Here is a 25,690-nt window from a genome sequence, read left to right as displayed (position 1 = left end):
TTCACTTCTTCTCGTCTTCGCGCGGTTTGCGCAGTACTTCATTGATTTCCGGCTTATCCAGCGGTCCGCTGATGTGGTAACGCAACAGTGAAATCTTATTCCACAGCGGTCCCAGCACTTTGCTGGCGGCGAAGACCGCAGCACCGACCACCGGATTGATGACGAATGCAGTGGCGACGCCAACCGACGCGGAGATTTCCGGGGCGACCACCGCTTCCATGTCGATCTGACGCTTCACCAAATCGATGTTGCCCTTCATGGCGATATCCGCTTCCAGGCCATCCACCAGCAGGTTATCGGTACGCATCACACCGTTTTCAATCCACGCGGTGCCGTTGATCGAATCGAAATAGAAACCGTCACTAAAGGTGTCGCTGAAATCGAAGCGCATCTTGCGTAGCAAGGCATCAAAGCTAAACAGGCGCAGTAACTGCCCGGCGCGACCGGTATTCACATCGGCGATCTGACCTTTGTCAAAGTGGGTTTTCAGCGTACCGCTTAGCGTCTCTTCCGATGGCTGCCACGGCGCAGAACGCCAGTGCAGATCGTAATCGAGTTTAAACGGTGCATCGCGCAGCGGCGTATTCATGCCAAACCAGTTAGCCGCGTCATTGATGTTGTCGCCGCTCAGGCTGCCCTTCAGCGAAGTGCGCTGATCGCCGGGTTTATTCACCCATTCACCCGCCACATTTAATTTTGAGCTGCCAGAATCAATCGAGGCGTTAGTAAGTGCTAACGTATCGCCTTGCGGCTGTAGCTTCGCCTGCATGTGGCCAAACTTCTGCCCGCGAATCCAGCACTCATCACAGTTGAGCTGCAACGCTGGCCAGCTGCTGAAGTTGATGTTGCTGCTGTTGCCGCCAAACGGCGATGATTTTCCATCGCTTTTCTCAGCCCATTCAGGATTGTAGTAAAGATAGCTCAGGTTGATCTGCCATGGAGAGCGCTGCGCCGTCTGCAAACTGCCACGTGCTTCACGGCTCTCCAGCTGCAAGTGGGTGTTGCCGGCTGGCCCCTGCGTAACAGTAGCGTTAACGTCTTGCCATTGCTGACCACCAAGCGTCAGCGCCGGTGTGCGCAGAATAAAGTCGCCCAGCAGCGCCGCGCCGCCCACTTCCGGCTCGCCCTGAGCGTTACGCGCACTGCCCGCGCCAGCCATCATCCCCATCCAGGCTTCGCCATCCAGCGGCGGGAGATTCAGCTCCATGCCGCGCTTTTCCGGCAGCTTCGGTGTGCTTTTCGCATCATTCAGCCAGATCCCGCGATCAACGCGCAGCTGCGGCTCCAGAATCCAGCGGCTATTGAAACGATGGCGCTCGCGCACGCTGCCGCTCAAGGTAAAGCCTTTCAGATCGCCATCCGCGTTGATGGTAATCGGCATCGCTTCACCGGCCGCTTTATCCAGCGGTGCTGGTAAGTGACTGCTTACTGCTTTGCCCTCGCCTTGCAGTGCCACTTTGTAGGTTGCGCCACCTTTATGCGGCAGCGTGATATCCACGTTGCCCTGCCACGGTAAAGAGCCGTCTAACTGACGCGTGATGGCATCAGGCAGCACCTTGATATTACCTGGCTGCCAATCGCCCAGCAGTTTGACGTTCACGCCAAAATCGTTGGGATTCTCTTTCGTGCTGAAACTCACGCCGGTTGGCTGCCCGAACCAGTTGGCCTGCAGCTCTTCACTCTCCAGATTGCCGTTGTTGTAACGGAAGCGACCGGTGAGATTGTTTAGCGTGGTATTTAACGGCTTGATATGCAGACTGTTGTTGTTCAGCACCACATTGCCGCTGGCGTGCACCTGCTCGCCATCCAATGGAATATCGAGATTCAGCGTGCCGCGCACATTGCCGCCAATCTGTAGCTCCTGCAGCGCCGCGCCGAGCGTCGGTTTCAGCGGTGTTTGCTCGAAATAGTCAGCGATTTTTTTGCCTTCGCCGCTGATATCGCCATCGATGATCAACTTCTCTTTCAGGTAATCCGGGATCACCGCGCTGACATTGCGCGCATCAACCTCGCCGAGCCTGGTTTTATCGGCTTTCATCCACAAACCGTTGTTGAGGAAGTCGAGATTGATGTCGAGGTTTTCCAGCGCAGGCCAGCCGGGCTGGAACTGGAAGGTGGCATTGCGCAGCGGAACCCAAACTTCAAACATGCCGTCATTGTGTTTGAACGGGAACAGCGAGGGATCGCCAGCAAACAGCAGCGTGGCGTTATCCACCTGCCCGCCTTTAATCGCGTCACTGAGATAGTGAGTAAGATCGTGGCCCATCAGCTGCTGCGGGAAATAACGCCATGCATCGCCAGCATCGGTAACGCGAATTCCGGCGAGGATATCGAGGCGCGGCGCGCTACCCAAATTTTGCTGGTAGCGGAAATCGCCGCGTGCCCATAGCGAACGGGCCTGCACATCCAGCTGATGTCCATCCAGCGTTAAGCCGTTAGCATCGCGCAGCCAGTTGAGCTGGCCAGTGATCTGTTTAATCTGCAGCGGAGCCTGGAACATATCGCCGTACGGTACTTCCGCCTGGCCCATCACCACATCCAGCAAGCCGTTGTTTAAGCTGCCGCTGGCGCTCCCGCTGAGATTGCTGATACCCGGCAGTAATTCCCACTGTTGCCAGGCGAGATCGCGCCATTTCACCTGCAAACGCGTTTGCTCAGGCTGCTGCAGCGGGATATCCAGCGCCAGCGCATCAATGTGGCCGCGCGGCTGTAGCGCACGCCAGTTATCCAGCAAGGTTGGGGAAAGCGGTGCAAACAGCGGAACGACGGGCGCCAGACGTTCTAAATCCAGCTGCGTGGCACGCACGCGCATCTCCGGCGCACTGTTGGCGCCGAGCATCTGCTTATCTTCCGGCTTCCACAGCAGGGAAAAATGTCCTGGCGCCCATGCGATGCCATCCGTTCTCAAGCGAGTTTGCGGTACCGAAAGGCTCCAGCCATTCTGGTAGCGCGACAAGTGCGCGGTTAAGCCATCAACCTCTAATTGATGATCGCCCTGCTCGCCGCGCCAGCGCGCGCCACCTTTGCTCAACAGCAAATCACCGGCGTAGAGATCGCCATCGCGCAAATTCGCCCACGCGGCCAGACTGAAGCGCGCGCTCTCAAGGCTGGTGTTATCACGCAGCCACGGACCAATCCACGGTCGCACATCAACATCATCGGCCTGCATCCAGATGCGGCCATCGCTGAGTAAACCGTTGCTGTCGTTGAGATTAAGTCGCACCTGCACCACGCCATGCTGGCCGGTAAAACTGGAGAGGCTCACTTCGCCCTCGGCGCGGTGACGGGTATTTTCGTTCAGCCAGGTAAGGCGCGGAATCGCCAGTTCAGCATGCTGGCCGGACGGCGTCAGAAAACGGATGCTGCTGTCGCGTAGATCGAAGTGATCGAACTGACGCAAAAACAGATCGTTGATTTGCGCCGGTTTGAAGCTGTTCTTCTGTTCGTCACTGGTGAACAGCGGATGATTGGTTTCGAGATGCAGCTGCCAGAAGGTGAGATCGCGGAATTGCCAGCGCCAGTGCAGCAGCGATTGCCACACATTGAGCGCCAGATTGACGCGGCCGATGGTCAGTTGCCCATCTTCCTGCATCGCGACGTTGAGATTGCGCATCTGCAGCGTCGGGCCAAAATTCTCCCATTTGCCCTGCAGTTCGCTGGCCGTCACCGTGACGCCGCTGACGCGTGAGATCGTCTGCAGAATATCGCTGCGATAACTGTTGAGGTGCGGCATCACGAGGCGCAACCCGCTGACCAGCAGCGCCACAATTACGATGATTGCGGCGAGCAGCAGTAACAAAATCCTCGGCAACCGCCTCACACACCTCTCCTTGCTGTCCGTTGGCTTGCGGAACTCAACCTCAAAATCACATCATGACGACATCAAACTGCTCTTGGGTATAGAGCGGTTCAACATGAACTTTGACCTGTTTACCGACGAAGATCTCCACTTCCGCCAGCGCGTGTGACTCTTCGCCCTTCAGCGCGTCGCCCACCGCCGGGGAAACGTACACCAGGAAACGGTCGGAATCGTAGGCGTGATGCACGCGCACAATTTCACGCATGATCTCATAGCAGACGGTTTCCACCGTTTTCAAGGTGCCGCGCCCTTTACACACCGGGCAATCGGCGCACAGCACATGTTCAATACTTTCACGCGTGCGTTTACGCGTCATCTCCACCAAACCGAGCGCCGAGAAACCATTGATGCCGGTTTTCACCCGATCTTTGCTCAGCGCGCTCTCCAGCGAATGCAGCACGCGGCGGCGATGCTCGTCGTTACTCATGTCGATGAAATCGATAATGATGATGCCGCCGAGGTTGCGCAGTCGCAGCTGACGCGCGATCGCTTGCGTCGCTTCAATGTTGGTGTTGAAGATGGTCTCGTCGAGATTGCGGTGTCCGACAAACGCGCCGGTGTTGATATCCACCGTGGTCATGGCTTCGGTTTGATCGATAATCAGATAGCCGCCGGATTTTAGCTCGACCTTACGCTCCAGCGAACGCTGGATTTCGTTCTCAACGTCGAACAGATCAAAAATCGGCTGTTTGCCGCTGTAAAGCTCCAGCTTGCTGGCCATTTCCGGAATATATTCGCTGGTAAATTCCACCAGCAAATCGCAGGTCAAACGTGAGTCCACGCGAATGCGATCCAGCGCGGCACCGGCGAAATCTCGCAGTACGCGCTGCGCTAACGCCAGCTCACCGTAGAGCAGGCAGCGCGTCTGATTACGCTTTTTACGCTCGCTGACTTTGGTCCACAAACGTTTCAGGAAAGCGGCATCCTGCGACAACTCTTCCGAACCAATGCCTTCCGCAGCGGTACGAATAATAAAGCCGCCGAGATCGTCACAGTGCGCTGCAACCACCGTTTTCAGTCGTTCGCGCTCGGCCTCGCTCTCAATACGCTGCGAGACGCCAACGTGTGACGCGCCGGGCATAAATACCAGATAGCGTGAAGGCAACGTAATGTCGGTGGTGAGGCGCGCACCTTTGGTGCCCAGCGGATCTTTCACCACCTGCACCATCAGATCCTGGCCGGGACGCACCAGCTCGCCAATGTCGCGCACCACAAAATTTTTCTTCTCATCACCCGCCACGCATTCGGTGTGCGGCATGATGTCGGAAGCGTGCAGAAAGGCGGCTTTTTCCATGCCGATATCGACAAAGGCTGCCTGCATGCCAGGTAAGACGCGACTGACGCGTCCTTTATAGATGTTGCCCACAATGCCACGTCGTGCTTCACGTTCAATGTGGATTTCCTGCAGAATGCCGCCATCAATGTAGGCAACACGGGTTTCTGAAGGTGTCACATTTACCAGCAGTTCAGCCGTCATCTTGTCCCCTTAACGCCCGCAGTGACTGAAAATGACTCAGCAGCTCACCGGTCTCAACCAGCGGCAATCCCACCACGGCGTGATAACTTCCATTAATCTTGCGGACAAAATTGCCGCCAAGGCCCTGAATTCCGTACGCGCCGGCTTTATCCATCGGCTCGCCACTGGCAATATAGTGCGAAATTTCCTCCGCCGTCATCGTGCGGAAGGTCACGTCCGTGGTCACCAGACAATCCAGCTCACGCTGCGTATCGGCCAGCGCCACCGCGGTCATCACCTGATGAGTTTGTCCCGACAGCTTGCTCAGCATCGCGGCGGCGTGCGCCGCATCCTGCGGTTTTTCCAGTACTTCACCGTTCAGCACCACGATGGTATCAGCACCCAGCACCGGCAGATCCTGCGGTGCCACCGCGACGCCCGCGCGCGCCTTATCTGACGCCAGACGACGCACGTAAGCGTCAGCCGCTTCTTCAGGCTGACGCTGCTCTTCTACGTGGGTAATCAGGCGTTCAAATTGCAGACCAAGCTGCGTTAACAGCTCACGTCGACGCGGTGAACCGGATGCGAGGTACAGGCTTATCATAGTATTCCTTACTGAACAGCGAATTGACGGCGAATCTTTCTCATCAATAAGAATAGCCAGGGCCACAGGACGCCGTCGACCACGCTACTCCAGAAGATTTCCGGACGGAAAGAAACGTTGATCACCAGGAATTCTGCCCAGAAAACAATCACATCCACCGCAAGGGACAGCACCATAACCATTAATGCCTGCTGCCACAACGCTAAGTTTCGGAATAACTGAAATTTAAAGGCCACCAGATACGCGATGATGCTAAAGGCTAATGCGCGCACGCCCAGCGTTGAACCCGCCACCAGATCCATAATGGCACCAAGACAAAAACCGGTACCAACATTCACCCGATGCGGCAGCGCCAGCACCCAATAAATGAGGATCAGCAATAGCCATGATGGCCGGAACATATAGATCTGTTCCGGCCACGGCATGATTTGCAGGATGAGGGCAATCAGAAAGGACAGCCAGATAACCCATCGGCCCTGGCTGCGATATCGACTCAAGGCTGGCCTCCGCGTGTGTTCGCAGAATTCCCTTGCGAACGACTGCTGTTAGCGGGTTGCGGTGGCCCCATTTGCTGCGAAGACTGCAAAGTATCCGGTGCCGGTGGGCCCATTTCGCCTGCTGGCGGCAGCACCTGCGGCATCATCTGCATTAAACGTTCGTTGGCCACGCGATGCACTTCGTCCGGTGCCATCGGTGCGACGCCGTTGCGATCCGCGCCCCACAGCAGCAGCAGATAGCGCAAACGCTGCAAGCCAGCGGCTGGACGCGCTTGAATCACCGTGTAAGCGCGCTGCGTATCGACTTTCACCGAAGAGACCACGCCAACCGGATAACCTTCCGGGAAGCGGCCGCCCAGGCCAGACGTGACTAACACATCGCCCACGCGAATATCGGTGTTGCCCGGTAGATGCTCCAGCTGCAGATCTTCGTTGCAGCCATTACCGGCGGCTATAACACGAATATCATTACGCAGCACCTGAATCGGCAACGCATGCGACGCGTCGCAAATCAGCAGTACGCGACTGGTCACCTGACCGACCGCGACCACCTGACCGACTACCCCTTTATCACTGATCACCGGCTGGCCTTCGTAAACGCCGTTTACGCTGCCTTTGTCGATAACCACCTGATCGGTATAAGGATCGGTGCCGGTGGAGATCACCTGCGTCACCATCTTGTGCTCATCCTGGCGCAGCGGCGAGCCAAGCAGTTCGCGCAGACGCGCGTTTTCCTGCTTATATTGCCCCAGCATCAGCAAGTCACTGTTTTTCAGGAAGAGCTCACGGCGCAGTGCTTTATTTTCCAGTTCCAATTGCTGACGTGACGCCAGGGTTTCGGAAACGCCATCAAGAAGTTGTCTTGGCCCGTTGGCCAAAAAATAAAATGGACTGACCGATGTGTCCAGGTAGTTGCGGATCTGGGAAAAGGAGCTCACGCGGCTATCGGCGATAATAATCGCGATAGCCACAATGACTGCCAGAAAGAGGCGCAACTGCAGGGAAGGTCCCCTGCTAAAAATCGGCTTCATAAATTCTGCGTGTTCCTCGACATCAGGGAAGAAGCGTTAGCCTAAATCACCAACGCCTCAGGGCTGGACGCATTTCGCCGTCGTGCGTTGCAGCAGCAGCGTCAGCATAGGCGCTATTCCCTGCGCAATTTGACCAGGGCCTCAGCCGTTGAGGAATTACTCCTCGCTGAACAAATCGCCGCCATGCATGTCGATCATTTCCAACGCTTTACCACCGCCGCGTGCTACACAGGTCAGCGGATCTTCTGCCACGACCACCGGAATACCGGTCTCTTCCATCAGCAGGCGATCGAGGTTACGCAGCAATGCGCCACCACCGGTCAGCACCATACCGCGCTCGGAGATGTCAGAGGCCAGCTCTGGCGGGCACTGTTCCAGTGCAACCATCACCGCGCTCACTATGCCGGTCAGCGGTTCCTGCAGCGCTTCAAGAATCTCGTTCGAGTTCAGGGTAAAGCCACGTGGCACACCTTCTGCCAGGTTACGGCCGCGAACTTCAATCTCGTGTACTTCATCGCCCGGATAAGCAGAACCGATACCATGCTTGATACGCTCTGCAGTCGCTTCACCAATCAGTGAACCGTAGTTGCGGCGAACATAATTAATGATAGCTTCATCGAAGCGGTCACCACCAATACGCACAGAAGAGGAGTAAACCACGCCGTTCAGCGAGATCACTGCTACTTCAGTGGTACCACCACCGATATCCACCACCATAGAACCGGTTGCTTCAGAAACCGGCAGACCTGCACCAATCGCCGCCGCCATTGGCTCTTCAATCAGGAACACTTCGCGTGCGCCTGCACCCTGTGCAGATTCACGGATGGCGCGACGCTCAACCTGGGTCGCACCCACCGGTACGCAGACCAGCACACGCGGGCTTGGACGCATAAAGCTATTGCTATGCACTTGCTTAATGAAGTGCTGCAGCATTTTTTCGGTAACGAAGAAGTCGGCGATAACGCCATCTTTCATAGGACGGATAGCAGCGATGTTGCCCGGCGTACGGCCCAGCATCTGCTTAGCGTCATGACCGACAGCCGCTACGCTCTTTGGGGAGCCGGCACGATCCTGACGGATGGCAACCACAGAAGGCTCGTTTAACACGATGCCTTGTCCTTTCACGTAAATCAGGGTATTCGCGGTACCCAAGTCAATGGACAAGTCATTGGAAAACATGCCACGAAATTTTTTAAACATACTAAGGGATAATCCTGCAAGCTGGGGGCGGAAAATAAAATCCGCCTACTTTACCAACCACGCGAAGCCGCTACAAGGCGCAAAAACGTTCGGCTTCGGTGAAAAAATACGCTGAATACTTTTTTGGCCTGATCGTAGGGTCTTTTGCCGCAGTTAAATGGCGTTAACACGCCGTTTTAACCTAAATTGCCCCGGCGCTAGCCGGCGAATTTCGACATAAAATCTAACATTTCCAGCCGCCAGCATCGCGCGCTCCGGCACTAATAAGCGATAAAAACAGCCATCAGCCTGCACTTCGCGCGCTGAAGGTCTAAATTCGATAACGTTGCGAGTGTTTCTTTACATTACTGTTGACCGGCAACGAAGGCGCAAAGAAATCGCCCTGCCCGCCCGAAACACCTAATCCCGACAGCGTTTGCCACTCCGCGCGTGTTCGCACACCCGCGGCGAAAACTTGAGTTGGCGATGACTTACACACTTCCAGCAAGCTCTGCACAAACAGCTGGTTCTCGGTGCGTCGTTCAATATTGCGTACCAAACCCGGCGCAAGTTTAATCACTTCTATCGGGAATTGTTTGATATAAGCGCTGCTCACCACCGTCAAACCGGCCTGATCCACCGCAATGCGACAGCCAAATGCGGTTAACATGTGAAAAACCGGCACTAAACGGCTGATGTGTTGACAAACGTCGGCCTCAGCAAGTTCAAATAAAAAACGTTTTCTTTGCGATTTGCTGCACTGTAGCAGCAGTTTTTGCAGCCAGCGCTGAAAAGGCCGCTGCAACAGCGAATCAATATTCACGGGAAGTGCCAGAGTTTCGTCCGGCCACACTTCCGAAAGCGCCGCGATGCGCGTCACCAGTTGACGATCCCAGCTGTCAGTCATACCCAGCTGCAATACCAGCGGCATAAACTCAGCCGACACCACTTCTTTGTCGCCATCAAACACACGCGTCAGTAATTCACGATGATGGACTTTTCCATCCAGCAACACCGCCGGCTTTTGGTACAGTCGCGGACCACCACGATTGAGCGTGTTCTCCAGCAAGGTCCGCCAGCGCACACTGCCGCGCCCCATATCCAGCGTATTGCCTTCGCCAACCGACCAGCTATTACCGCCCTGCAATGCCGCACGCCGCGTAGCCATCTCCACATTTTCCATCACCTGCGACACGCTCTGACCGCTGCGCCACGCGCTGATGCCGATGTGGATCAAATCATCACGATCGACCATGCGCATCGGCGGCAGTGAATCGACGGCATTAATCAGTTGATCGGCAATGCTGTTGGCTTCTTTTAAAGTGCGATGCGGCAGCAAGACGGCGAAATCACTGCGGAAATATCGCGCCAGCAGCGCGCCCGGATAGCGCAGCACAAAGGTCGACAGCATATTAATCAAATCAAACAGATACTCTTCCACCAGCGTTGGGCCGAGGGTTTCGTGCAGCATATCGAGGTCCGGCAGACGCACCATCATCACCACGCCGTGCGTGCCGACATCTTCCTGATCTTCCAGCAATGTCGCCAATTGGTTATCAAAGAACAAACGATTGTTCAGGCCGGTACGCGGATCTTGCGCCGCAAAGGTGCGAATTAAGGTATCGATGCGTAAACGCTGCTCGCCCGCTTCCTGCAAATCGCCCAGCAGCGCATCGATGGCGCGACTGGCTTTCGGCGGCCATTCCGCCGCATGGTCACCCTGCGAATGACGTTCACCGGTCAGAATGCGATCGGCGCGCGCTTCTAATTGCTCCATATCCTGCCAGCGCCGCTTGAGCCAGCGGTTGGTCATGACCAGCAGCACGCACATGATCGCGACGACCGTAAACAGGACCACCAGCGTATAAGTGCCGGTAAAGGAGCGAAACAGCGTTTTGGCCGGATCCAGCACCACCACGCGCAGTTCGAGGCCCGGCGAATGCGTCAGGGGCAAATCGAACTGCACAAAGCGATTAGGCTCATCTTCTAACATCGGATTTTCATGGCGGGCTAAACTGAACACTAACGTATCGCCGTTCAGCAGTTGCATCTGTTCGGCATTGACCACCGGCATCATGCGCGTCAGCCACTGCGTGATTTCCTGCGGCGATTGTGAAGCCAGTGCTTTATCCACTTCAGTCGCCAGCGTTTGCATCCGCGTTTCTACGCGCTGCTGCGATAGCCAGATAAAACTAAAAGCGCAGCCCACCAGCATCAATATCATCGCCAGTAAACTTAATAAGGTAATAAACGCAGAAAATTTAGTTGTTAATCGCATCCCTGTGCCTGCATCACTGCGGTTATGAACGGTGTTAATCCGTCGGCGCCACGCTTACCCCTGGCGCAAACCTGAGCAAAATAGCACAAATCAAGGTGTGATTCAGCGCCAGACTGGCATCAAAATCGCACATAACACAGCATGATAAGCGCTACGGCGCGAGTATAGCGTTAAACCGTGATGGCCTGACTTTGCTATGGGCTTTTTCGTCCTATTCTCAAAGAGGGCGATGCGCCAGGAAATTTCACATTTTTCCCCGCAAGTTCGCGCCTGACACTGAAGTTGAGCATGCTGGTCATAATTTACTATTCACAGGAGAACGTCATGAACCTGAAGCACTTGCTCACAGAAGCCGACGTCACGCCAGAAAGCGTCTTTAATATGCGCCGCCGTCAGGTGCTGAAAGCGTTGGGATTAGGCGCAGCAGCAGCCAGTTTACCCGGCACCGCGCAAGCCGATGTGCTGAGCTGGTTTAAAGGCAATGATCGTCCGCCCGCGCCCGCTGGCCGTGATTTAGATTTTACTAAACCGGCTGAATGGCAAGCCGATTTGCCGCTCACGCCGTTTGATAAGGTGTCAGGTTATAACAACTTCTATGAATTTGGCCTTGATAAAGCCGATCCTGCTGCCAACGCTGGCACGCTGAAAACCGATCCGTGGAAGCTGCGTATCGAAGGCGAAGTTGCCAAACCGATCACGCTGGATATGGATGACATCTTCAAGCGTTTTGCCATGGAGCAGCGCATCTACCGCATGCGCTGTGTCGAAGCCTGGTCGATGGTGATTCCGTGGGTCGGTTTTGAACTCAACAAGCTGCTCAAACTGGCTGAACCCACCAGCAATGCGCGCTTTGTGGCGTTTGAAACGCTGTACGCACCTGACCAAATGCCGGGTCAGAAAGATCGCTTTATCGGCGGCGGGCTGGATTATCCCTATGTGGAAGGCTTGCGGCTTGATGAAGCGATGCATCCGCTGACGCTGCTGAGTACCGGCGTGTATGGCAAAGCGCTGCCGCCGCAGAATGGCGCACCGATTCGCCTGACGGTGCCGTGGAAATATGGTTTCAAAGGGATTAAATCGATTGTGAAGATTACGCTGACGCACGATCGCCCGCCAACGACCTGGAGCCAGATCGCCGCCAATGAGTATGGTTTCTACGCCAATGTGAACCCGCATGTGAATCATCCGCGCTGGTCGCAGGCAACCGAGCGCTTTATCGGTGCGGGCGGCATTCTGAAGGTTGATCGCCAACCTACGCTGCTGTTCAACGGCTACGCGAAAGAGGTGGCGTCGCTGTATCGCGGCCTGGATTTACGGGAGAACTATTGAGTGCGCCTCTCTTTACGTCACATCACTGCGTTGAAAGTCGTGCTGCATCTGGCGGCTTTTCTGCCGTTTGTGTATCTGTTTATGGCAGCGAGTCAGGGCTGGCTGAGCGCTGATCCGGCCAAAGATATCCAGCATTTTACCGGCAGAATGGCGCTTAAGTTGCTGCTCGCCACGCTGCTGGTCAGCCCGCTGACACGCTACCTGAAACAGCCGCTGCTGATTCGCACTCGCCGCCTGCTCGGCGTGTGGTGTTTCGCCTGGGCCAGTTTGCACCTTACAAGCTACTACCTGCTGGAACTTGGCTACGATCATCTGCGTTTACTCGGCAGCGAGCTGGTTTCGCGTCCTTATTTGTTACTGGGGATGATCAGCTGGATTATTCTCTTCGCCCTCGCCATCACCTCATTCCAGCGCATGCAGCGCAAACTGGGTCGTCGCTGGCAAACGCTGCATAACGGCGTCTATCTGGTCGCGATCCTCGTGCCGATACACTATATCTGGTCAGTGAAAGTGCTCTCCCCTCAGCCGGTGATCTACGCCGTGCTGGCCATTGCGCTGTTAGCGTGGCGTTACAATAAGTTGCGTAAACTTCTCCCCAGATAATCCCCGCACGGTTGTGTTCATCCCGCGAGATCTGTTAAAAAGTGTGGCCTTCGGGCCGCATTCGATCAACTTCGCAGATAAGACCAGTATTTTGCTGCGAATGTCGACGAAACGGATATAATGCCCGGCTTTATTGCAAGCGAAGTCTGGTTTTTCATCCGCAAGGGTGACAAACGCAAGATGTCGCGGTATTTTACGCGATGCCTTACTGATTGCAGGAGATAGCAGCAAGATGGCGCACAAATTTCACATACTGCTTTTGAACGGTCCCAACCTGAATCTACTGGGAACGCGCGAGCCTGATAAGTATGGTCACACTACGCTGGCGCAAATCGTCGGCGATCTGACGCAACAGGCCGATCAGCACCATGTGAAATTGAGTCATTTGCAATCGAACGCAGAGTTTCAGTTGATTGACCGTATTCACGAAGCCCGCGGCAACGTGGATTACATCATCATCAATCCTGCTGCGTTCACGCATACCAGCGTTGCACTGCGTGATGCCCTGTTGGCGGTTAGCATTCCTTTTATTGAGGTGCATCTCTCGAACGTGCATGCACGCGAACCGTTCCGACATCACTCCTATCTTTCCGATGTATCTGCCGGCGTCATCTGTGGACTTGGCGCTGATGGATACGCATGGGCTTTAGAAACGGCAGTAAAACGCCTGTCACATTCCAATTAAACAGAGTACGGAACCACACTCATGGATATTCGTAAAATTAAGAAACTGATCGAACTGGTTGAAGAGTCTGGCATCTCCGAGCTGGAAATCTCCGAGGGCGAAGAGTCCGTTCGTATCAGCCGTTCACCTGCAAATGCCGGCTACCCAATGATGCAGCAGGCTTATGCTGCGCCAATGATGCAGCAGCAGCCTGCGTTGTCTACCGCGGTGGCGCCTGCCGCACCGGTTGCAGCAGAAGCCGCTAAACCAGAAATCAGTGGCCACATCGTGCGTTCACCAATGGTCGGCACTTTCTATCGCACGCCAAGCCCAGACGCGAAAGCTTTCGTTGAAGTTGGCCAGAAAGTGAATGCCGGCGACACCCTGTGCATCGTTGAAGCGATGAAAATGATGAACCAGATCGAAGCCGACAAATCCGGCGTTGTGAAGGCGATTCTGGTCGAAAGCGGCCAACCGGTTGAATTTGACGAGCCGCTGGTCATCATCGAATAACGAGGCGAAGCATGCTGGATAAAATTGTCATTGCTAACCGTGGTGAGATCGCGCTGCGCATTCTGCGTGCCTGCAAAGAGCTGGGCATTAAGACTGTTGCCGTGCACTCCACCGCGGACCGTGACCTGAAGCACGTGCTGCTGGCAGACGAAACCGTCTGCATCGGCCCGCCACCTTCAGTCAAAAGCTACCTGAACATCCCGGCACTGATCTCCGCCGCTGAAATTACTGGCGCGGTCGCGATCCACCCGGGTTACGGCTTCCTCTCTGAGAACGCCGATTTCGCCGAGCAGGTTGAGCGTTCAGGCTTTATCTTCATTGGCCCGAAAGCCGACACCATTCGCCTGATGGGCGACAAAGTGTCTGCCATCACCGCCATGAAGAAAGCGGGCGTGCCCACCGTGCCAGGTTCTGATGGCTCGCTGACCGACGACATGGAAAAAAACCGTGCCTTCGCTAAGCGCATCGGTTATCCGGTGATCATCAAAGCCTCCGGCGGCGGCGGCGGTCGCGGTATGCGCGTAGTGCGCAGCGACAAGGATCTTGAGCAATCCATCAACATGACGAAAGCGGAAGCCAAAGCGGCTTTCAACAACGACATGGTGTACATGGAGAAGTACCTCGAGAATCCACGCCACATTGAGATTCAGGTGCTGGCCGATGGCCAGGGTAACGCTATCTATCTGGCGGAACGTGACTGCTCAATGCAGCGTCGTCACCAGAAAGTCGTCGAAGAAGCGCCAGCGCCAGGCATCACGCCGGAACTGCGTCGCTACATCGGTGAGCGCTGCTCTAAAGCCTGTATCGATATCGGCTATCGCGGTGCAGGTACCTTCGAGTTCCTGTACGAAAACGGTGAGTTCTACTTCATCGAGATGAACACCCGTATTCAGGTGGAGCATCCGGTGACTGAGATGATCACCGGCGTCGATCTGATCAAAGAGCAGCTGCGTATTGCTGCTGGTCAGCCGCTGTCGATCAAACAGGAAGACGTGGTGATTCGCGGTCATGCGGTTGAATGCCGTATCAACGCCGAAGATCCCAACACCTTCCTGCCAAGCCCAGGCAAGATCGCCCGTTTCCACGCGCCGGGCGGCTTTGGTGTACGTTGGGAATCGCATATCTATGCCGGTTACAGCGTGCCACCGTACTACGATTCCATGATTGGTAAGCTGATTACCTACGGTGAAAACCGTGACGTGGCAATCTCGCGCATGAAGAATGCGCTGGCGGAACTGATCATCGACGGCATCAAGACCAACATTGAGCTGCAGATGAAAATCATGTCCGACGAAAACTTCCAGCAGGGTGGCACCAACATCCACTATCTGGAGAAAAAACTCGGCCTGCAAGAGAAGTAATTGCAGCGCAGAGCAAAGCAGAGGCCGGTTAACTCCGGCCTTTTTCATTTTTGTCGCCTTTGAGGTTACATAATGGATTGGCGTTTTTTACAAGCAAACAAAGAGGCGCGCTGGTCACTTTATCTGACGCTGGCCTACCTTGCCGTTTGGGGACTTTCTGCCTGGCTGGGCGGCAATGAGATCGGCTTGTTTGGCTTACCAAGGTGGTTCGAGCTTTCGTGTCTGTTCGCTCCGCTGCTGTTTATTGTGTTGTGCTGGCTGATGGTGCGCGTGCTGTTCCGCGACATGTCGCTGGAGGATAACGATGGACTCTGAAATCATTCTTCCGCTGTTGGCCTATCTGGTGCTGATCGCCGCGCTGTCGGTGTTTGCCATGCGCAAGCAGCGTCAGGGCAACTTCCTGAGCGAATACTTCCTCGGCAGCCGTTCGATGGGCGGTTTTGTGCTGGCCATGACCATCACCACCACATATATCAGCGCCAGCTCGTTCATTGGCGGCCCCGGCGCAGCCTATAAATATGGCCTTGGCTGGGTGCTGCTGGCGATGATTCAGGTGCCTGCCGTCTGGCTTTCGCTTGGCGTGTTAGGCAAGAAATTCGCCATTCTGGCGCGTCGCTACAACGCCGTGACGCTCAACGACATGTTGTATGGCCGCTACGGCAGCACGCTGCTGATTTGGCTCTCCAGCATCAGTTTGTTGGTGGCGTTTATCGGCGCGATGACCGTGCAGTTCATCGGCGGTGCGCGCCTGCTGGAAACAGCGGCCGGCATTCCTTATGACACCGGCCTGCTGATCTTCGGCGGCACCATCGCGCTCTACACCGCTTTCGGTGGCTTCCGCGCCAGCGTGCTGAACGATGCGATGCAAGGTTTGGTAATGCTGATCGGCACCTTCCTGCTGCTGTTTGCAGTGATTCACCACGCTGGCGGATTAGCCTCCGCAGTGACCAAACTGCATGATATCGATCCGCAGCTGACCTCACCGGAAGGCGTGGGCAACGTCATCAACCCAACCTTCCTCAGCTCGTTTGCCGTGCTGGTGTGTTTCGGGGTGATTGGCCTGCCCCACACCGCGGTGCGCTGTATTTCGTATAAAGACAGCAAAGCCATGCATCGTGGCATTGTGCTCGGCACCATTGTAGTGGTGATCCTGATGCTTGGTATGCATCTGGCCGGTGCGCTGGGACGCGTGATTTTGCCCGATCTCACCATCCCCGATCGCGTGATTCCCACGCTGATGATTACCGTATTACCGCCCATGGCGGCGGGCGTATTTCTTGCGGCGCCGATGGCGGCCATTATGTCGACCATCAACGCGCAGCTGCTGCAATCCTCCGCTACGCTGATCAAAGATCTCTATTTGCGCATTGCCCCGCAGCACAGTGAAAATGAAGCGCGCCTGCGCATGCTGTCAGGCACCATCACTTTTGTGCTCGGTGTGCTGCTATTGCTGGCAGCGTGGAATCCGCCCGATATGATTATCTGGCTGAATCTGCTGGCATTTGGTGGCCTTGAAGCGGTATTTCTATGGCCGCTGGTGCTGGGTTTGTACTGGGAGCGCGCCAACTCCACCGGTGCGATCAGCGGCATGCTGGTCGGCGCGGGATGCTATACGCTGCTTGCCAGCCTGAATATTGAGTGGTGGGGCTTCCACCCCATCGTTCCGTCATTGACCTTAAGCCTGCTGGCCTTCCTGGTGGGCAATCTGTTTGGCCGCACGCCTGCAACGCATGCCGCGGCACTGGAATAAAGAGAAACGCTATGCCTTGGATTCAAATCAAAATTAACAGCACCGGCGAAAACGCCGAAACCCTGAGCGATGCGCTGATGGAGGTTGGCGCGGTGTCGGTCACTTTCCAGGACACGCACGACAATCCAGTGTACGAGCCGCTGCCGGGCGAAACGCTGCTGTGGGGCGATACCGATGTCATCGGCCTGTTCGACGCTGAAACCGAGATGAGCGATGTGGTGGCCGAGTTAAGCCAGCATCCGCTGCTGGGATCCGCGTTTCGCCATAAGATCGAGCAGATCGAAGACAAGGACTGGGAGCGCGAATGGATGGATAACTTCCACCCGATGCGTTTCGGTGAGCGTCTGTGGATCTGCCCAAGCTGGCGCGATGTGCCGGATCCAAATGCCGTCAATGTGATGCTGGATCCGGGCCTCGCCTTTGGTACCGGCACGCATCCTACCACATCGATGTGTTTGACCTGGCTTGATGGCCTGGATCTGCAGGGCAAAACGGTGATCGACTTTGGCTGTGGTTCCGGCATTCTCGCTATCGCTGCACTAAAATTGGGCGCGGCGCAGGCGATCGGCATTGATATCGATCCGCAGGCGATTCAGGCCAGCCGTGATAACGCCGAGCGTAATGGCGTCTCTGAGCGTCTGGCGCTCTATCTGCCCCACCAGCAGCCGGAAAACTTGCAGGCTGACGTGGTGGTCGCCAACATCCTCGCGGGTCCGCTGCGTGAGCTGGCACCGCTGATTAGCGTGCTGCCGAAAGCCGGCGGTCATCTTGGATTGTCCGGCGTGTTAGCGAGCCAGGCTGAAAGCGTGTGTGAAGCCTACGCCGAGCGTTTTGAGCTCGACGCGGTTGCAGAGAAAGAAGAGTGGTGCCGCATCACCGGCGTACGCCGCTAACCTGCCCGCTTGCCAGTCGGGCTAACTGACTGGCAAGCCGTACTATTTTTCTGAGACCCGTCTCAAAGCGCCAGCCCTTCTCAACCCTTGCCGTTTCTTTACATTTCAGTCATTACAATCCTGCTCCAGGCGATAGCGCTATCCCTGCTGGCAATGCCTTTGATGGCATTTCACTTCGATAAATCGCTGAAAGTAATGGATGATGAAAAAGAAACTTTGTTTATTCGCTCTGCTGACAAGCATGGCATCGTATGCGCACGCACACAGCTCAAACTGGTCTTATGAAGCGCCGGATGAATGGGGCAATCTGCACGCCGATTATTACACCTGTAAAAGCGGTGTGAACCAGTCGCCTGTCGATATCCGCAAGGTGGTGAATGGACAATTGCCGCCGCTAACGTTGAGCTATCAAGCCAAACAAAAATCCATCATCAATAACGGTCACACCATCCAGATCAACGTCAAAGATGGCGATGCGCTCGCGCTGGATGGCGAAGCTTATACGCTGCGTCAGTTCCACTTCCACACGCCGAGCGAAAATCTGATTGATGGCAAACGCTTTCCGCTGGCCGCGCATTTCGTCCATGCCAGCGAAGAGGGACATCTGGCGGTGGTTGGCGTGATGTTTGAAGCCGGGGCAGAAAACCCTGCGCTGGCGGAGATCCTGCGTGAGCTGCCACCTGAAGTTAACAAAGAGGCGGCGCTGCAACAGCCACTCAATCTCAGCGCTTTGATTCCGGGTCAAAAGAACTACTATCGCTTTAGCGGTTCGTTGACGACGCCACCTTGTACTGAAGGTGTGCGCTGGTTAGTGATGAAGCAAACTGTTTCGGCATCAACTGAACAGCTTAAAACGTTCGCCAAACTGTTAGGTGAGCACGGCAACAGTCGCCCAGTACAGCCGCTGAATGGTCGCGTGGTTATTGAATAGTTGCCTGATGTCTGAGGTTATATCTGTCACTCCTCCACGACGTAGGTTTCTGGGGAGTGACGCTAACCCTACGTGACTAAGTAGTTCAATTAATAATCATAATGGCGTCATTTCTTTCGCTAATTACTGGAAGAAGCGGTTTTTATGTTGTGATTTCGGTCATGTTTTGAGAAAAATTTTTGTACACAATTTCAGCATATTTTTTTAATCTCATGAATTATAAAGATTAATAACTCATCCCTTACTGGATAACGCTATTTCCGTGCTCTGTGAGAGCGAATTGTTCAAAGTTTGGCCTTTCATCTTCTTTAAAAAATGCGTAATATACGCCGCCTTGCGAACAGTTAGGGTCACTTCTTTTTTCATGCGCATTGGACAACATCAGCTACGTAATCGACTCATTGCTGCGCCTATGGCCGGAGTATCCGATAAGCCATTTCGCACCCTGTGTTACGAGAACGGCGCCGGTATGACTGTCTCCGAGATGCTGTCGTCGAACCCGGAAGTTTGGGCCAGTGACAAATCCCGTTTGCGCATGGTGCATAGTGACGAGCCTGGTATCCGCGCCGTGCAAATTGCCGGTTGCGATCCTGATGAGATGGCTGCTGCCGCGCGCATTAATGTGGCGTCTGGCGCGCAGATTATCGATATCAACATGGGCTGCCCGGCCAAAAAAGTGAATCGTAAGATGGCAGGTTCAGCGCTGCTACAACATCCGCAACTGGTGGAGTCGATTCTCACCGCGGTGGTTAATGCAGTGGATGTACCGGTTACGCTGAAAATTCGTACCGGCTGGGACAAAGAAAATCGTAATTGTGTAGAGATTGCCCAATTGGCTGAACGCTGTGGCATTCAGGCTCTCACCATTCATGGCCGCACGCGCGCCTGTTTGTTTGAGGGATTTGCTGAATACGACAGCATTCGGACAGTTAAGCAGAGCGTTTCCATTCCGATTATTGCGAATGGCGACATTACTGACCCGCATAAAGCCAGAGCGGTGCTCGACTATACCGGAGCCGATGCTCTTATGGTTGGCCGTGCCGCTCAGGGAAGACCGTGGATCTTCCGGGAAATCCAGCATTATCTGGACACAGGGGAGCTGCTGGCACCGAAGCCGCTGGCTGAAGTGAAGCAAATGCTGATTGGACATATACGGGAGCTGCACGACTTTTACGGTCAGCGCAAAGGATACCGTATTGCCCGAAAACACGTTTCCTGGTATTTGCAGGAAAGTGCTCCTGATGACCAGTTTCGGCGCACATTCAACGCCATAGAGGATGCCAGCGAACAGCTGGAGGCGTTGGAGGCATACTTCGAAAATCTTGCGTAAACGAAATAAAGAGCTGAAAGAACTATGTTCGAACAACGCGTAAATTCTGACGTACTCACCGTTTCTACCGTTAACTCTCAGGATCAGGTGACCCAAAAGCCACTGCGTGATTCGGTTAAACAGTCACTGAAGAACTATTTTGCTCAACTGAACGGTCAGGATGTGAGTGACCTGTATGAGCTGGTATTGGCAGAAGTCGAGCAGCCTCTGTTGGACATGGTGATGCAGTACACCCGTGGCAACCAGACCCGTGCAGCTCTGATGATGGGTATCAACCGCGGTACCCTGCGTAAGAAGCTGAAAAAATACGGCATGAACTAATCTGTTCGTTGCTGCGATAACGCCAGCCTTGCGGCTGGCGTTTTTGTTTCTGCTGCCGGTAATTTCCTGAGTTTAAGAACGCATGAAACAATTGGAGCGATAATGGTAACGATAGTTGCAATCGCAGCAGTGATATCACATCCTTCTTAGCAACGCATTTCCCCTCACTTTATTACGCGCTCACTTATCCTTTCATCACCCTTCAGCCCGCTTTCTCTGTGATCCTCAACCGCTTCGGCCGTAAGCGTGCAAACTCATACATCCACTCCTGAGCGTTAGCTCACACTGCTTCCATATAGTGAAACTTTTTGCACTATTTGTGATCGTGTCGTCTCGTCATGCTGCCTTTTGGTGCGCCATATTAGCCAGAATCTTCTGAGTGCTTCAGTTTATTAAAAGATCTTTCCAGAGAATTCAGGATTCTGCAAACCTGGCATCAGGTTTGCAGAGTTGTGGATGGCTAACCACCACAGACAGAAAACAGCGCACATTAAAGTGCGCGCAAACATAACAACACACGATATCGCCACACAGGATGCTTTATGAAAAAGATGATGCTTTCCACTCTGGTCGCTGCAGCCTCGCTGTTAGCTGTTGCTCAACAAGCGCACGCTGGCACCACGCTGGATGCCATTAAGAAGAAAGGTTTTATACAGTGCGGCATCAGTGACGGCCTGCCAGGCTTCTCTTATGCTGACTCTAACGGCAAATTCACCGGTATTGACGTGGATGTATGCCGTGCAGCCGCTGCCGCAGTATTTGGCGACGCAACTAAAGTGAAATACACCCCGCTGACCGCGAAAGAACGCTTCACCGCGCTGCAGTCTGGCGAAGTAGACATCTTATCTCGTAACACCACATGGACCTCATCACGCGATGGCGGCATGGGCTTCCTGTTTGCAGGCGTGAACTATTACGACGGTATCGGCTTCCTGACGCACCAGAAAGCCGGTCTGAAAAGTGCTAAAGAGTTGGATGGCGCCACCGTGTGTATTCAGGCCGGTACTGATACCGAGCTGAACGTGGCTGACTACTTCAAAACCCATAAAATGCAGTACACCCCCGTGACCTTCGACCGCTCTGACGAATCCGCTAAAGCGCTCGACAGCGGCCGTTGCGACACCCTCGCGTCTGACCAATCTCAGCTGTATGCGCTGCGTATCAAACTTGGCAAGCCAGACGAGTTCATTGTACTGCCAGAAGTGATCTCGAAAGAGCCGCTGGGGCCCGTGGTACGTCGCGGTGATGACGATTGGTTCACCATCGTCAAATGGTCGCTGTATGCCATGCTGAACGCGGAAGAGATGGGTATCAGCTCTAAAAATGTCGATGACATGGTAGCGAAACCGACTACGCCGGATATGGCACATCTGCTGGGCGCGGAAGGTGACTTCGGTAAAGACCTGAAGCTCGATAACAAGTGGGCTTACAACATCATCAAACAAGTGGGTAACTATCAGGAAGTGTTCGACCGTAACGTCGGTAAAGACAGCGCACTGAAAATTAAGCGCGGCCAGAATGCGCTGTGGAATGCGGGCGGCATCCAGTACGCTCCGCCAGTTCGTTAATTCCATTCTGCCAGTCGGGCACCGCATCCTGCGGTGCCCACGCGTAATCTTCACTGAGGTTTTAACATGTCGCAACGCCCAACCGTAAAAAGGGATTTTTCGTTCGGTAATCCTACGGTTCGCGCCTGGCTTTACCAGATCGTCGCGATTGTTGCCGTGCTTGCTGTGGTGGGATATTTAATCCACAACACCGTAATCAATCTGGCCAATCGTGGCATCACTTCCGGATTCGGGTTTCTGGATCGCAGTGCCGGCTTCGGCATTGTCCAGCACCTGATCGATTACACCGAAGGCGACACCTACGCGCGCGTGTTTATGGTGGGGTTGACCAACACCCTGCTGGTTTCCGCGCTCTGTATTGTTTTCGCTTCGATCCTTGGCTTTGCCGTGGGCCTGGCTCGCTTGTCTGAGAACTGGCTGCTGCGCAAGCTTTCAACCATTTATATCGAGACCTTCCGTAATATCCCGCCGCTGCTGCAGATCTTTTTCTGGTACTTCGCGGTACTGCGTAACCTGCCCGGCCCACGTCAGGCACTCAACGCTTTTGATTTGGCATTCGTCAGCAATCGCGGTTTGTATATTCCGTGGCCCGGGTACGCACCTGGCACATGGCCATTCCTGATCGCGCTGGCGTTAGCGGTGCTGGGTTGCGTGGCGCTGTTCCGCTACAACCGTAAGCATCAGTTAAAAACCGGCCAACTGCGTCGCACCTGGCCGGCTGCGGTTGGGTTGCTGATTCTGCTGCCGCTGATTGCTCATACCTTGTTTGGCGTTGCCATGCATTGGGATGTGCCGGAACTGCGTGGATTTAACTTCCGCGGCGGTTTCGTGATGATCCCTGAGCTCGCCGCGTTGACTCTCGCGCTGTCGGTTTATACCTCGTCGTTCATCGCCGAAGTGATTCGCTCCGGTATTCAGTCAGTGCCACATGGTCAAAGCGAAGCTGCACGTTCGCTCGGTTTACCTAATCCAGTGACCATGCGTCAGGTGATCATCCCGCAGGCAATGCGTGTGATTATCCCGCCACTCACCAGCCAGTACCTCAATATTGTGAAAAACTCATCGCTGGCGGCCGCTATCGGCTATCCAGACATGGTTTCGCTGTTTGCCGGTACCGTGCTGAACCAAACCGGTCAGGCGATTGAAACTATCGCGATTACCATGGCGGTTTACCTGATTATCAGCCTGATCATTTCACTGCTGATGAACCTCTACAATCGCAAAATTGCGCTGGTTGAGCGTTAAGAGAACGGGATCATTATGTCTGTTACTACACATGAAACACCGCCGATTCCGACCAATCCACTTAGCAAGGCTTGGCTCTGGGCACGCAAAAATCTGTTCTCCAGCTGGCTGAATACGCTGCTGACGTTGTTCAGCATCTGGCTTATCTGGAACGTGATTCCTCCGGCACTCAACTGGCTGGTATTTCAGGCTAACTGGATTGGTGAGACGCGCGCAGATTGCACTAAAGAAGGCGCATGTTGGGTATTTATTCATGCACGCTTTGGCCAGTTTATGTATGGGCTCTATCCGCATGAACTGCGCTGGCGCATCAACCTGTCGCTGGTCATCGGCTTGCTCTCGATCATTCCGATGTTCATCAAATCGATGCCGCGTCGTGGTCGCTATATCGCCTGCTGGGCGGTGGTCTATCCGATTGTGGTTTGGTTCCTGATGTACGGCGGCTATTTCGGTTTAGAGCGCGTAGAGACTCGCCAGTGGGGCGGCCTGACATTGACGCTGATTATCGCTTCAGTGGGGATTGCCGGCGCGCTGCCGCTGGGGATTTTACTGGCGCTGGGACGCCGCTCAGAAATGCCGGTGGTGCGTACACTTTCGATCATCTTCATTGAGTTCTGGCGTGGTGTACCGCTGATCACCGTGCTGTTTATGTCGTCGGTGATGCTGCCGCTGTTTATGGCGGAAGGCACTACCATCGACAAACTGGTGCGTGCGTTGGTTGGCGTGATTTTGTTCCAGTCTGCGTATGTCGCGGAAGTGGTGCGCGGCGGTTTGCAGGCACTACCAAAAGGCCAATATGAAGCCGCTGAATCTCTGTCGCTGGGCTACTGGAAAACCCAGATGCTGGTGATTTTACCGCAGGCGCTCAAGATGACCATTCCCGGCCTGGTGAATACCATCATTGCGCTGTTTAAAGATACCAGCCTGGTGATCATCATCGGCTTATTCGATCTCTTCAGTAGCGTGCAGCAAGCCACCGTTGACCCAACCTGGTTAGGTATGTCGACGGAAGGCTATGTATTTGCTGCCATGGTTTACTGGATTTTCTGTTTTAGCATGTCGCGCTATAGCCAGTATCTGGAGAAGCGTTTTCACACCGGGCGTGCATCGCACTGAGGTTTAACATGACACAAACTATGACTAATGCGGCTGATGCCATGATGATTACACTCGAAAACGTTAACAAATGGTACGGTCAGTTCCATGTATTGAAAGACATCAATTTAAAAGTAAAACCACGCGAACGTATCGTACTGTGCGGACCGTCCGGTTCGGGTAAATCGACCACTATTCGTTGTATCAATCACCTCGAAGAACATCAGCAAGGACGCATTGTGGTGGATGGCATCCATCTCAATCACGATGTGCGTAATATTGAACGAGTTCGAACCGAAGTCGGCATGGTTTTCCAGCACTTTAATCTTTTCCCGCATCTTACCGTTTTGCAAAACTGTACGCTGGCACCGATTTGGGTACGCAAAATGCCGAAGAAAGAAGCAGAAGAGCTGGCCATGCATTACCTTCAGCGTGTACGCATTGCTGAGCATGCGCATAAATTTCCTGGCCAGCTTTCAGGTGGTCAGCAACAGCGTGTGGCGATCGCCCGTTCACTCTGTATGAAGCCGAAAATTATGCTGTTTGATGAGCCAACCTCCGCGCTCGATCCCGAGATGGTTAAAGAAGTACTTGATACGATGATTGGCCTGGCAGAAGATGGCATGACCATGTTGTGCGTTACCCATGAGATGGGATTTGCGCGTACGGTGGCGGATCGTGTGATCTTCATGGATCGGGGTGAAATTGTCGAAGAAGCCCCGCCTCAGGAGTTCTTTGCCAATCCGAAATCAGAACGTACACGTGCGTTTCTGTCACAGGTTATTCATTGATATCCAGTGAGTAAGATTAAGAAACGCCTCTGCTGAAAAGCAGGGGCTTTTTTTATAACTGCAATTTGAATTGGGTTAGGTTTGTGAGTGACAGCTGAAGGTTTCTGATGCATACAAAAAAGCCCTGAACTTTAGTTCAGGGCTTCTGTGTTTGATGCCTGGCAGTTCCCTACTCTCGCATGGGGAGACCCCACACTACCATCGGCGCTACGGCGTTTCACTTCTGAGTTCGGCATGGGGTCAGGTGGGACCACCGCGCTAAAGCCGCCAGGCAAATTCTGTAATTTACCGAACTCACGCTTTAAAACTGGTGCTGATACCCAGAGTCGAACTGGGGACCTCACCCTTACCAAGGGTGCGCTCTACCAACTGAGCCATATCAGCACACTTTA

General features: G+C 54.3%; 22 protein-coding genes, 1 tRNA gene and 1 rRNA gene. 15 read left to right on the top strand and 9 right to left on the bottom strand.

Annotation, left to right across the window (positions count from 1 at the left end; all coding sequences use genetic code 11):
* Nucleotide 1 precedes the first annotated feature (1 nt).
* The 7 genes from yhdP to csrD form a co-directional block, all read right to left on the bottom strand.
* Nucleotides 2-3,820, bottom strand: a complete 3,819-nt coding sequence (yhdP, locus tag MWH02_RS20440; protein ID WP_271461332.1) for an AsmA2 domain-containing protein YhdP — start codon at nucleotides 3,818-3,820, stop codon at nucleotides 2-4.
* Between the two features lie 46 nt (nucleotides 3,821-3,866).
* Nucleotides 3,867-5,336 carry a ribonuclease G gene (rng, locus tag MWH02_RS20435; RefSeq protein ID WP_101762841.1) on the bottom strand — a complete coding sequence of 490 codons (1,470 nt, stop codon included), beginning with the start codon at nucleotides 5,334-5,336 and terminating at the stop codon, nucleotides 3,867-3,869.
* Nucleotides 5,326-5,919, bottom strand: a complete 594-nt coding sequence (locus MWH02_RS20430; RefSeq protein ID WP_101762840.1) for a Maf family protein — start codon at nucleotides 5,917-5,919, stop codon at nucleotides 5,326-5,328. Before MWH02_RS20430 ends, rng begins: the two co-directional genes overlap by 11 nt.
* Nucleotides 5,920-5,927: 8 nt before the next feature.
* Nucleotides 5,928-6,416, bottom strand: a complete 489-nt coding sequence (gene mreD, locus MWH02_RS20425; RefSeq protein ID WP_101762839.1) for a rod shape-determining protein MreD — start codon at nucleotides 6,414-6,416, stop codon at nucleotides 5,928-5,930.
* Nucleotides 6,413-7,447 (bottom strand): rod shape-determining protein MreC, encoded by a 1,035-nt coding sequence (mreC, locus tag MWH02_RS20420; protein ID WP_271461331.1) that lies wholly within the window; start codon nucleotides 7,445-7,447, stop codon nucleotides 6,413-6,415. Before mreC ends, mreD begins: the two co-directional genes overlap by 4 nt.
* Before the next feature lie 156 nt (nucleotides 7,448-7,603).
* A complete protein-coding gene (gene mreB, locus MWH02_RS20415) occupies nucleotides 7,604-8,647 on the bottom strand; it encodes a rod shape-determining protein MreB (protein ID WP_007891976.1) in 1,044 nt (347 codons plus the stop codon).
* Nucleotides 8,648-8,957: 310 nt separating this feature from the next.
* Entirely contained in the window at nucleotides 8,958-10,904 is a 1,947-nt protein-coding gene (gene csrD / locus MWH02_RS20410; RefSeq protein ID WP_101762838.1) for an RNase E specificity factor CsrD, read from the bottom strand.
* 324 nt (nucleotides 10,905-11,228) lie between these two features.
* On the opposite strand from csrD, the gene msrP reads away from it, so the two are divergent.
* The 15 genes from msrP to MWH02_RS20335 all read left to right on the top strand — a co-directional run bounded on the left by msrP (nucleotide 11,229) and on the right by MWH02_RS20335 (nucleotide 25,298).
* Entirely contained in the window at nucleotides 11,229-12,233 is a 1,005-nt protein-coding gene (gene msrP / locus MWH02_RS20405) for a protein-methionine-sulfoxide reductase catalytic subunit MsrP (protein WP_101762837.1), read from the top strand.
* Nucleotides 12,234-12,836 (top strand): protein-methionine-sulfoxide reductase heme-binding subunit MsrQ, encoded by a 603-nt coding sequence (gene msrQ, locus MWH02_RS20400; RefSeq protein ID WP_101762836.1) that lies wholly within the window; start codon nucleotides 12,234-12,236, stop codon nucleotides 12,834-12,836.
* A gap of 232 nt (nucleotides 12,837-13,068) precedes the next feature.
* Entirely contained in the window at nucleotides 13,069-13,521 is a 453-nt protein-coding gene (gene aroQ / locus MWH02_RS20395) for a type II 3-dehydroquinate dehydratase (protein WP_271461330.1), read from the top strand.
* 21 nt (nucleotides 13,522-13,542) lie between these two features.
* Complete coding sequence (gene accB / locus MWH02_RS20390) at nucleotides 13,543-14,013, top strand: acetyl-CoA carboxylase biotin carboxyl carrier protein (protein ID WP_101762834.1); 471 nt, start codon at nucleotides 13,543-13,545, stop codon at nucleotides 14,011-14,013.
* Between the two features lie 11 nt (nucleotides 14,014-14,024).
* On the top strand, nucleotides 14,025-15,374 hold the full coding sequence (gene accC, locus MWH02_RS20385) for an acetyl-CoA carboxylase biotin carboxylase subunit (protein WP_271461329.1): 1,350 nt from the start codon (nucleotides 14,025-14,027) through the stop codon (nucleotides 15,372-15,374).
* A 72-nt stretch (nucleotides 15,375-15,446) separates the two neighbouring features.
* A complete protein-coding gene (locus MWH02_RS20380; protein WP_101762833.1) occupies nucleotides 15,447-15,689 on the top strand; it encodes a YhdT family protein in 243 nt (80 codons plus the stop codon).
* Entirely contained in the window at nucleotides 15,679-17,124 is a 1,446-nt protein-coding gene (gene panF / locus MWH02_RS20375) for a sodium/pantothenate symporter (RefSeq protein WP_101762832.1), read from the top strand. The genes MWH02_RS20380 and panF overlap by 11 nt, the downstream gene beginning before the upstream one ends.
* A gap of 11 nt (nucleotides 17,125-17,135) precedes the next feature.
* Complete coding sequence (gene prmA / locus MWH02_RS20370; protein WP_110867451.1) at nucleotides 17,136-18,017, top strand: 50S ribosomal protein L11 methyltransferase; 882 nt, start codon at nucleotides 17,136-17,138, stop codon at nucleotides 18,015-18,017.
* A gap of 241 nt (nucleotides 18,018-18,258) precedes the next feature.
* Nucleotides 18,259-18,948 carry a carbonic anhydrase gene (locus MWH02_RS20365; protein ID WP_271461328.1) on the top strand — a complete coding sequence of 230 codons (690 nt, stop codon included), beginning with the start codon at nucleotides 18,259-18,261 and terminating at the stop codon, nucleotides 18,946-18,948.
* A 364-nt stretch (nucleotides 18,949-19,312) separates the two neighbouring features.
* A complete protein-coding gene (gene dusB / locus MWH02_RS20360; RefSeq protein WP_101762829.1) occupies nucleotides 19,313-20,278 on the top strand; it encodes a tRNA dihydrouridine synthase DusB in 966 nt (321 codons plus the stop codon).
* A 24-nt stretch (nucleotides 20,279-20,302) separates the two neighbouring features.
* Complete coding sequence (fis, locus tag MWH02_RS20355) at nucleotides 20,303-20,599, top strand: DNA-binding transcriptional regulator Fis (protein WP_007891954.1); 297 nt, start codon at nucleotides 20,303-20,305, stop codon at nucleotides 20,597-20,599.
* 542 nt (nucleotides 20,600-21,141) lie between these two features.
* On the top strand, nucleotides 21,142-22,167 hold the full coding sequence (locus tag MWH02_RS20350; protein WP_101762828.1) for an amino acid ABC transporter substrate-binding protein: 1,026 nt from the start codon (nucleotides 21,142-21,144) through the stop codon (nucleotides 22,165-22,167).
* Nucleotides 22,168-22,233: 66 nt separating this feature from the next.
* Nucleotides 22,234-23,412: an amino acid ABC transporter permease gene (locus MWH02_RS20345; RefSeq protein ID WP_271461327.1), complete on the top strand. Its 1,179-nt coding sequence runs from the start codon at nucleotides 22,234-22,236 to the stop codon at nucleotides 23,410-23,412.
* Between the two features lie 15 nt (nucleotides 23,413-23,427).
* The gene (locus tag MWH02_RS20340; RefSeq protein ID WP_061720212.1) at nucleotides 23,428-24,528 is read left to right on the top strand and encodes an amino acid ABC transporter permease; all 1,101 of its coding nucleotides are present in this window, start codon (nucleotides 23,428-23,430) and stop codon (nucleotides 24,526-24,528) included.
* Between the two features lie 8 nt (nucleotides 24,529-24,536).
* Nucleotides 24,537-25,298: an amino acid ABC transporter ATP-binding protein gene (locus MWH02_RS20335; protein ID WP_061720213.1), complete on the top strand. Its 762-nt coding sequence runs from the start codon at nucleotides 24,537-24,539 to the stop codon at nucleotides 25,296-25,298.
* A gap of 156 nt (nucleotides 25,299-25,454) precedes the next feature.
* Here MWH02_RS20335 and rrf read toward each other — a convergent pair.
* Together rrf and MWH02_RS20325 are read right to left on the bottom strand one after the other, a co-directional pair.
* Nucleotides 25,455-25,570, bottom strand: a 5S ribosomal RNA gene (rrf, locus tag MWH02_RS20330).
* A 36-nt stretch (nucleotides 25,571-25,606) separates the two neighbouring features.
* A tRNA-Thr gene (locus MWH02_RS20325) sits at nucleotides 25,607-25,682 on the bottom strand.
* Between the last annotated feature and the right edge of the window lie 8 nt (nucleotides 25,683-25,690).

The sequence above is a fragment of the Pantoea leporis genome (assembly GCF_028048155.1).
GTDB lineage: Bacteria > Pseudomonadota > Gammaproteobacteria > Enterobacterales > Enterobacteriaceae > Pantoea > Pantoea leporis.
Note: the sequence above shows the minus strand (reverse complement) of the source record. Positions and strands in the feature narration are given on the sequence as shown.

What these genes read in the sequence shown, in the direction of transcription:
- accB (WP_101762834.1), top strand. Translation starts at nt 13,543, where the DNA reads ATGGATATTCGTAAAATTAAGAAACTGATCGAACTGGTTGAAGAGTCT.
- aroQ (WP_271461330.1), top strand. Translation starts at nt 13,069, where the DNA reads ATGGCGCACAAATTTCACATACTGCTTTTGAACGGTCCCAACCTGAAT.
- MWH02_RS20430 (WP_101762840.1), bottom strand. Translation starts at nt 5,919, where the DNA reads ATGATAAGCCTGTACCTCGCATCCGGTTCACCGCGTCGACGTGAGCTG.
- csrD (WP_101762838.1), bottom strand. Translation starts at nt 10,904, where the DNA reads ATGCGATTAACAACTAAATTTTCTGCGTTTATTACCTTATTAAGTTTA.
- MWH02_RS20380 (WP_101762833.1), top strand. Translation starts at nt 15,447, where the DNA reads ATGGATTGGCGTTTTTTACAAGCAAACAAAGAGGCGCGCTGGTCACTT.
- rng (WP_101762841.1), bottom strand. Translation starts at nt 5,336, where the DNA reads ATGACGGCTGAACTGCTGGTAAATGTGACACCTTCAGAAACCCGTGTT.
- prmA (WP_110867451.1), top strand. Translation starts at nt 17,136, where the DNA reads ATGCCTTGGATTCAAATCAAAATTAACAGCACCGGCGAAAACGCCGAA.
- mreC (WP_271461331.1), bottom strand. Translation starts at nt 7,447, where the DNA reads ATGAAGCCGATTTTTAGCAGGGGACCTTCCCTGCAGTTGCGCCTCTTT.
- MWH02_RS20365 (WP_271461328.1), top strand. Translation starts at nt 18,259, where the DNA reads ATGGCATCGTATGCGCACGCACACAGCTCAAACTGGTCTTATGAAGCG.
- MWH02_RS20350 (WP_101762828.1), top strand. Translation starts at nt 21,142, where the DNA reads ATGAAAAAGATGATGCTTTCCACTCTGGTCGCTGCAGCCTCGCTGTTA.
- MWH02_RS20345 (WP_271461327.1), top strand. Translation starts at nt 22,234, where the DNA reads ATGTCGCAACGCCCAACCGTAAAAAGGGATTTTTCGTTCGGTAATCCT.
- accC (WP_271461329.1), top strand. Translation starts at nt 14,025, where the DNA reads ATGCTGGATAAAATTGTCATTGCTAACCGTGGTGAGATCGCGCTGCGC.
- panF (WP_101762832.1), top strand. Translation starts at nt 15,679, where the DNA reads ATGGACTCTGAAATCATTCTTCCGCTGTTGGCCTATCTGGTGCTGATC.
- msrP (WP_101762837.1), top strand. Translation starts at nt 11,229, where the DNA reads ATGAACCTGAAGCACTTGCTCACAGAAGCCGACGTCACGCCAGAAAGC.
- MWH02_RS20335 (WP_061720213.1), top strand. Translation starts at nt 24,537, where the DNA reads ATGACACAAACTATGACTAATGCGGCTGATGCCATGATGATTACACTC.
- dusB (WP_101762829.1), top strand. Translation starts at nt 19,313, where the DNA reads ATGCGCATTGGACAACATCAGCTACGTAATCGACTCATTGCTGCGCCT.
- fis (WP_007891954.1), top strand. Translation starts at nt 20,303, where the DNA reads ATGTTCGAACAACGCGTAAATTCTGACGTACTCACCGTTTCTACCGTT.
- mreB (WP_007891976.1), bottom strand. Translation starts at nt 8,647, where the DNA reads ATGTTTAAAAAATTTCGTGGCATGTTTTCCAATGACTTGTCCATTGAC.
- MWH02_RS20340 (WP_061720212.1), top strand. Translation starts at nt 23,428, where the DNA reads ATGTCTGTTACTACACATGAAACACCGCCGATTCCGACCAATCCACTT.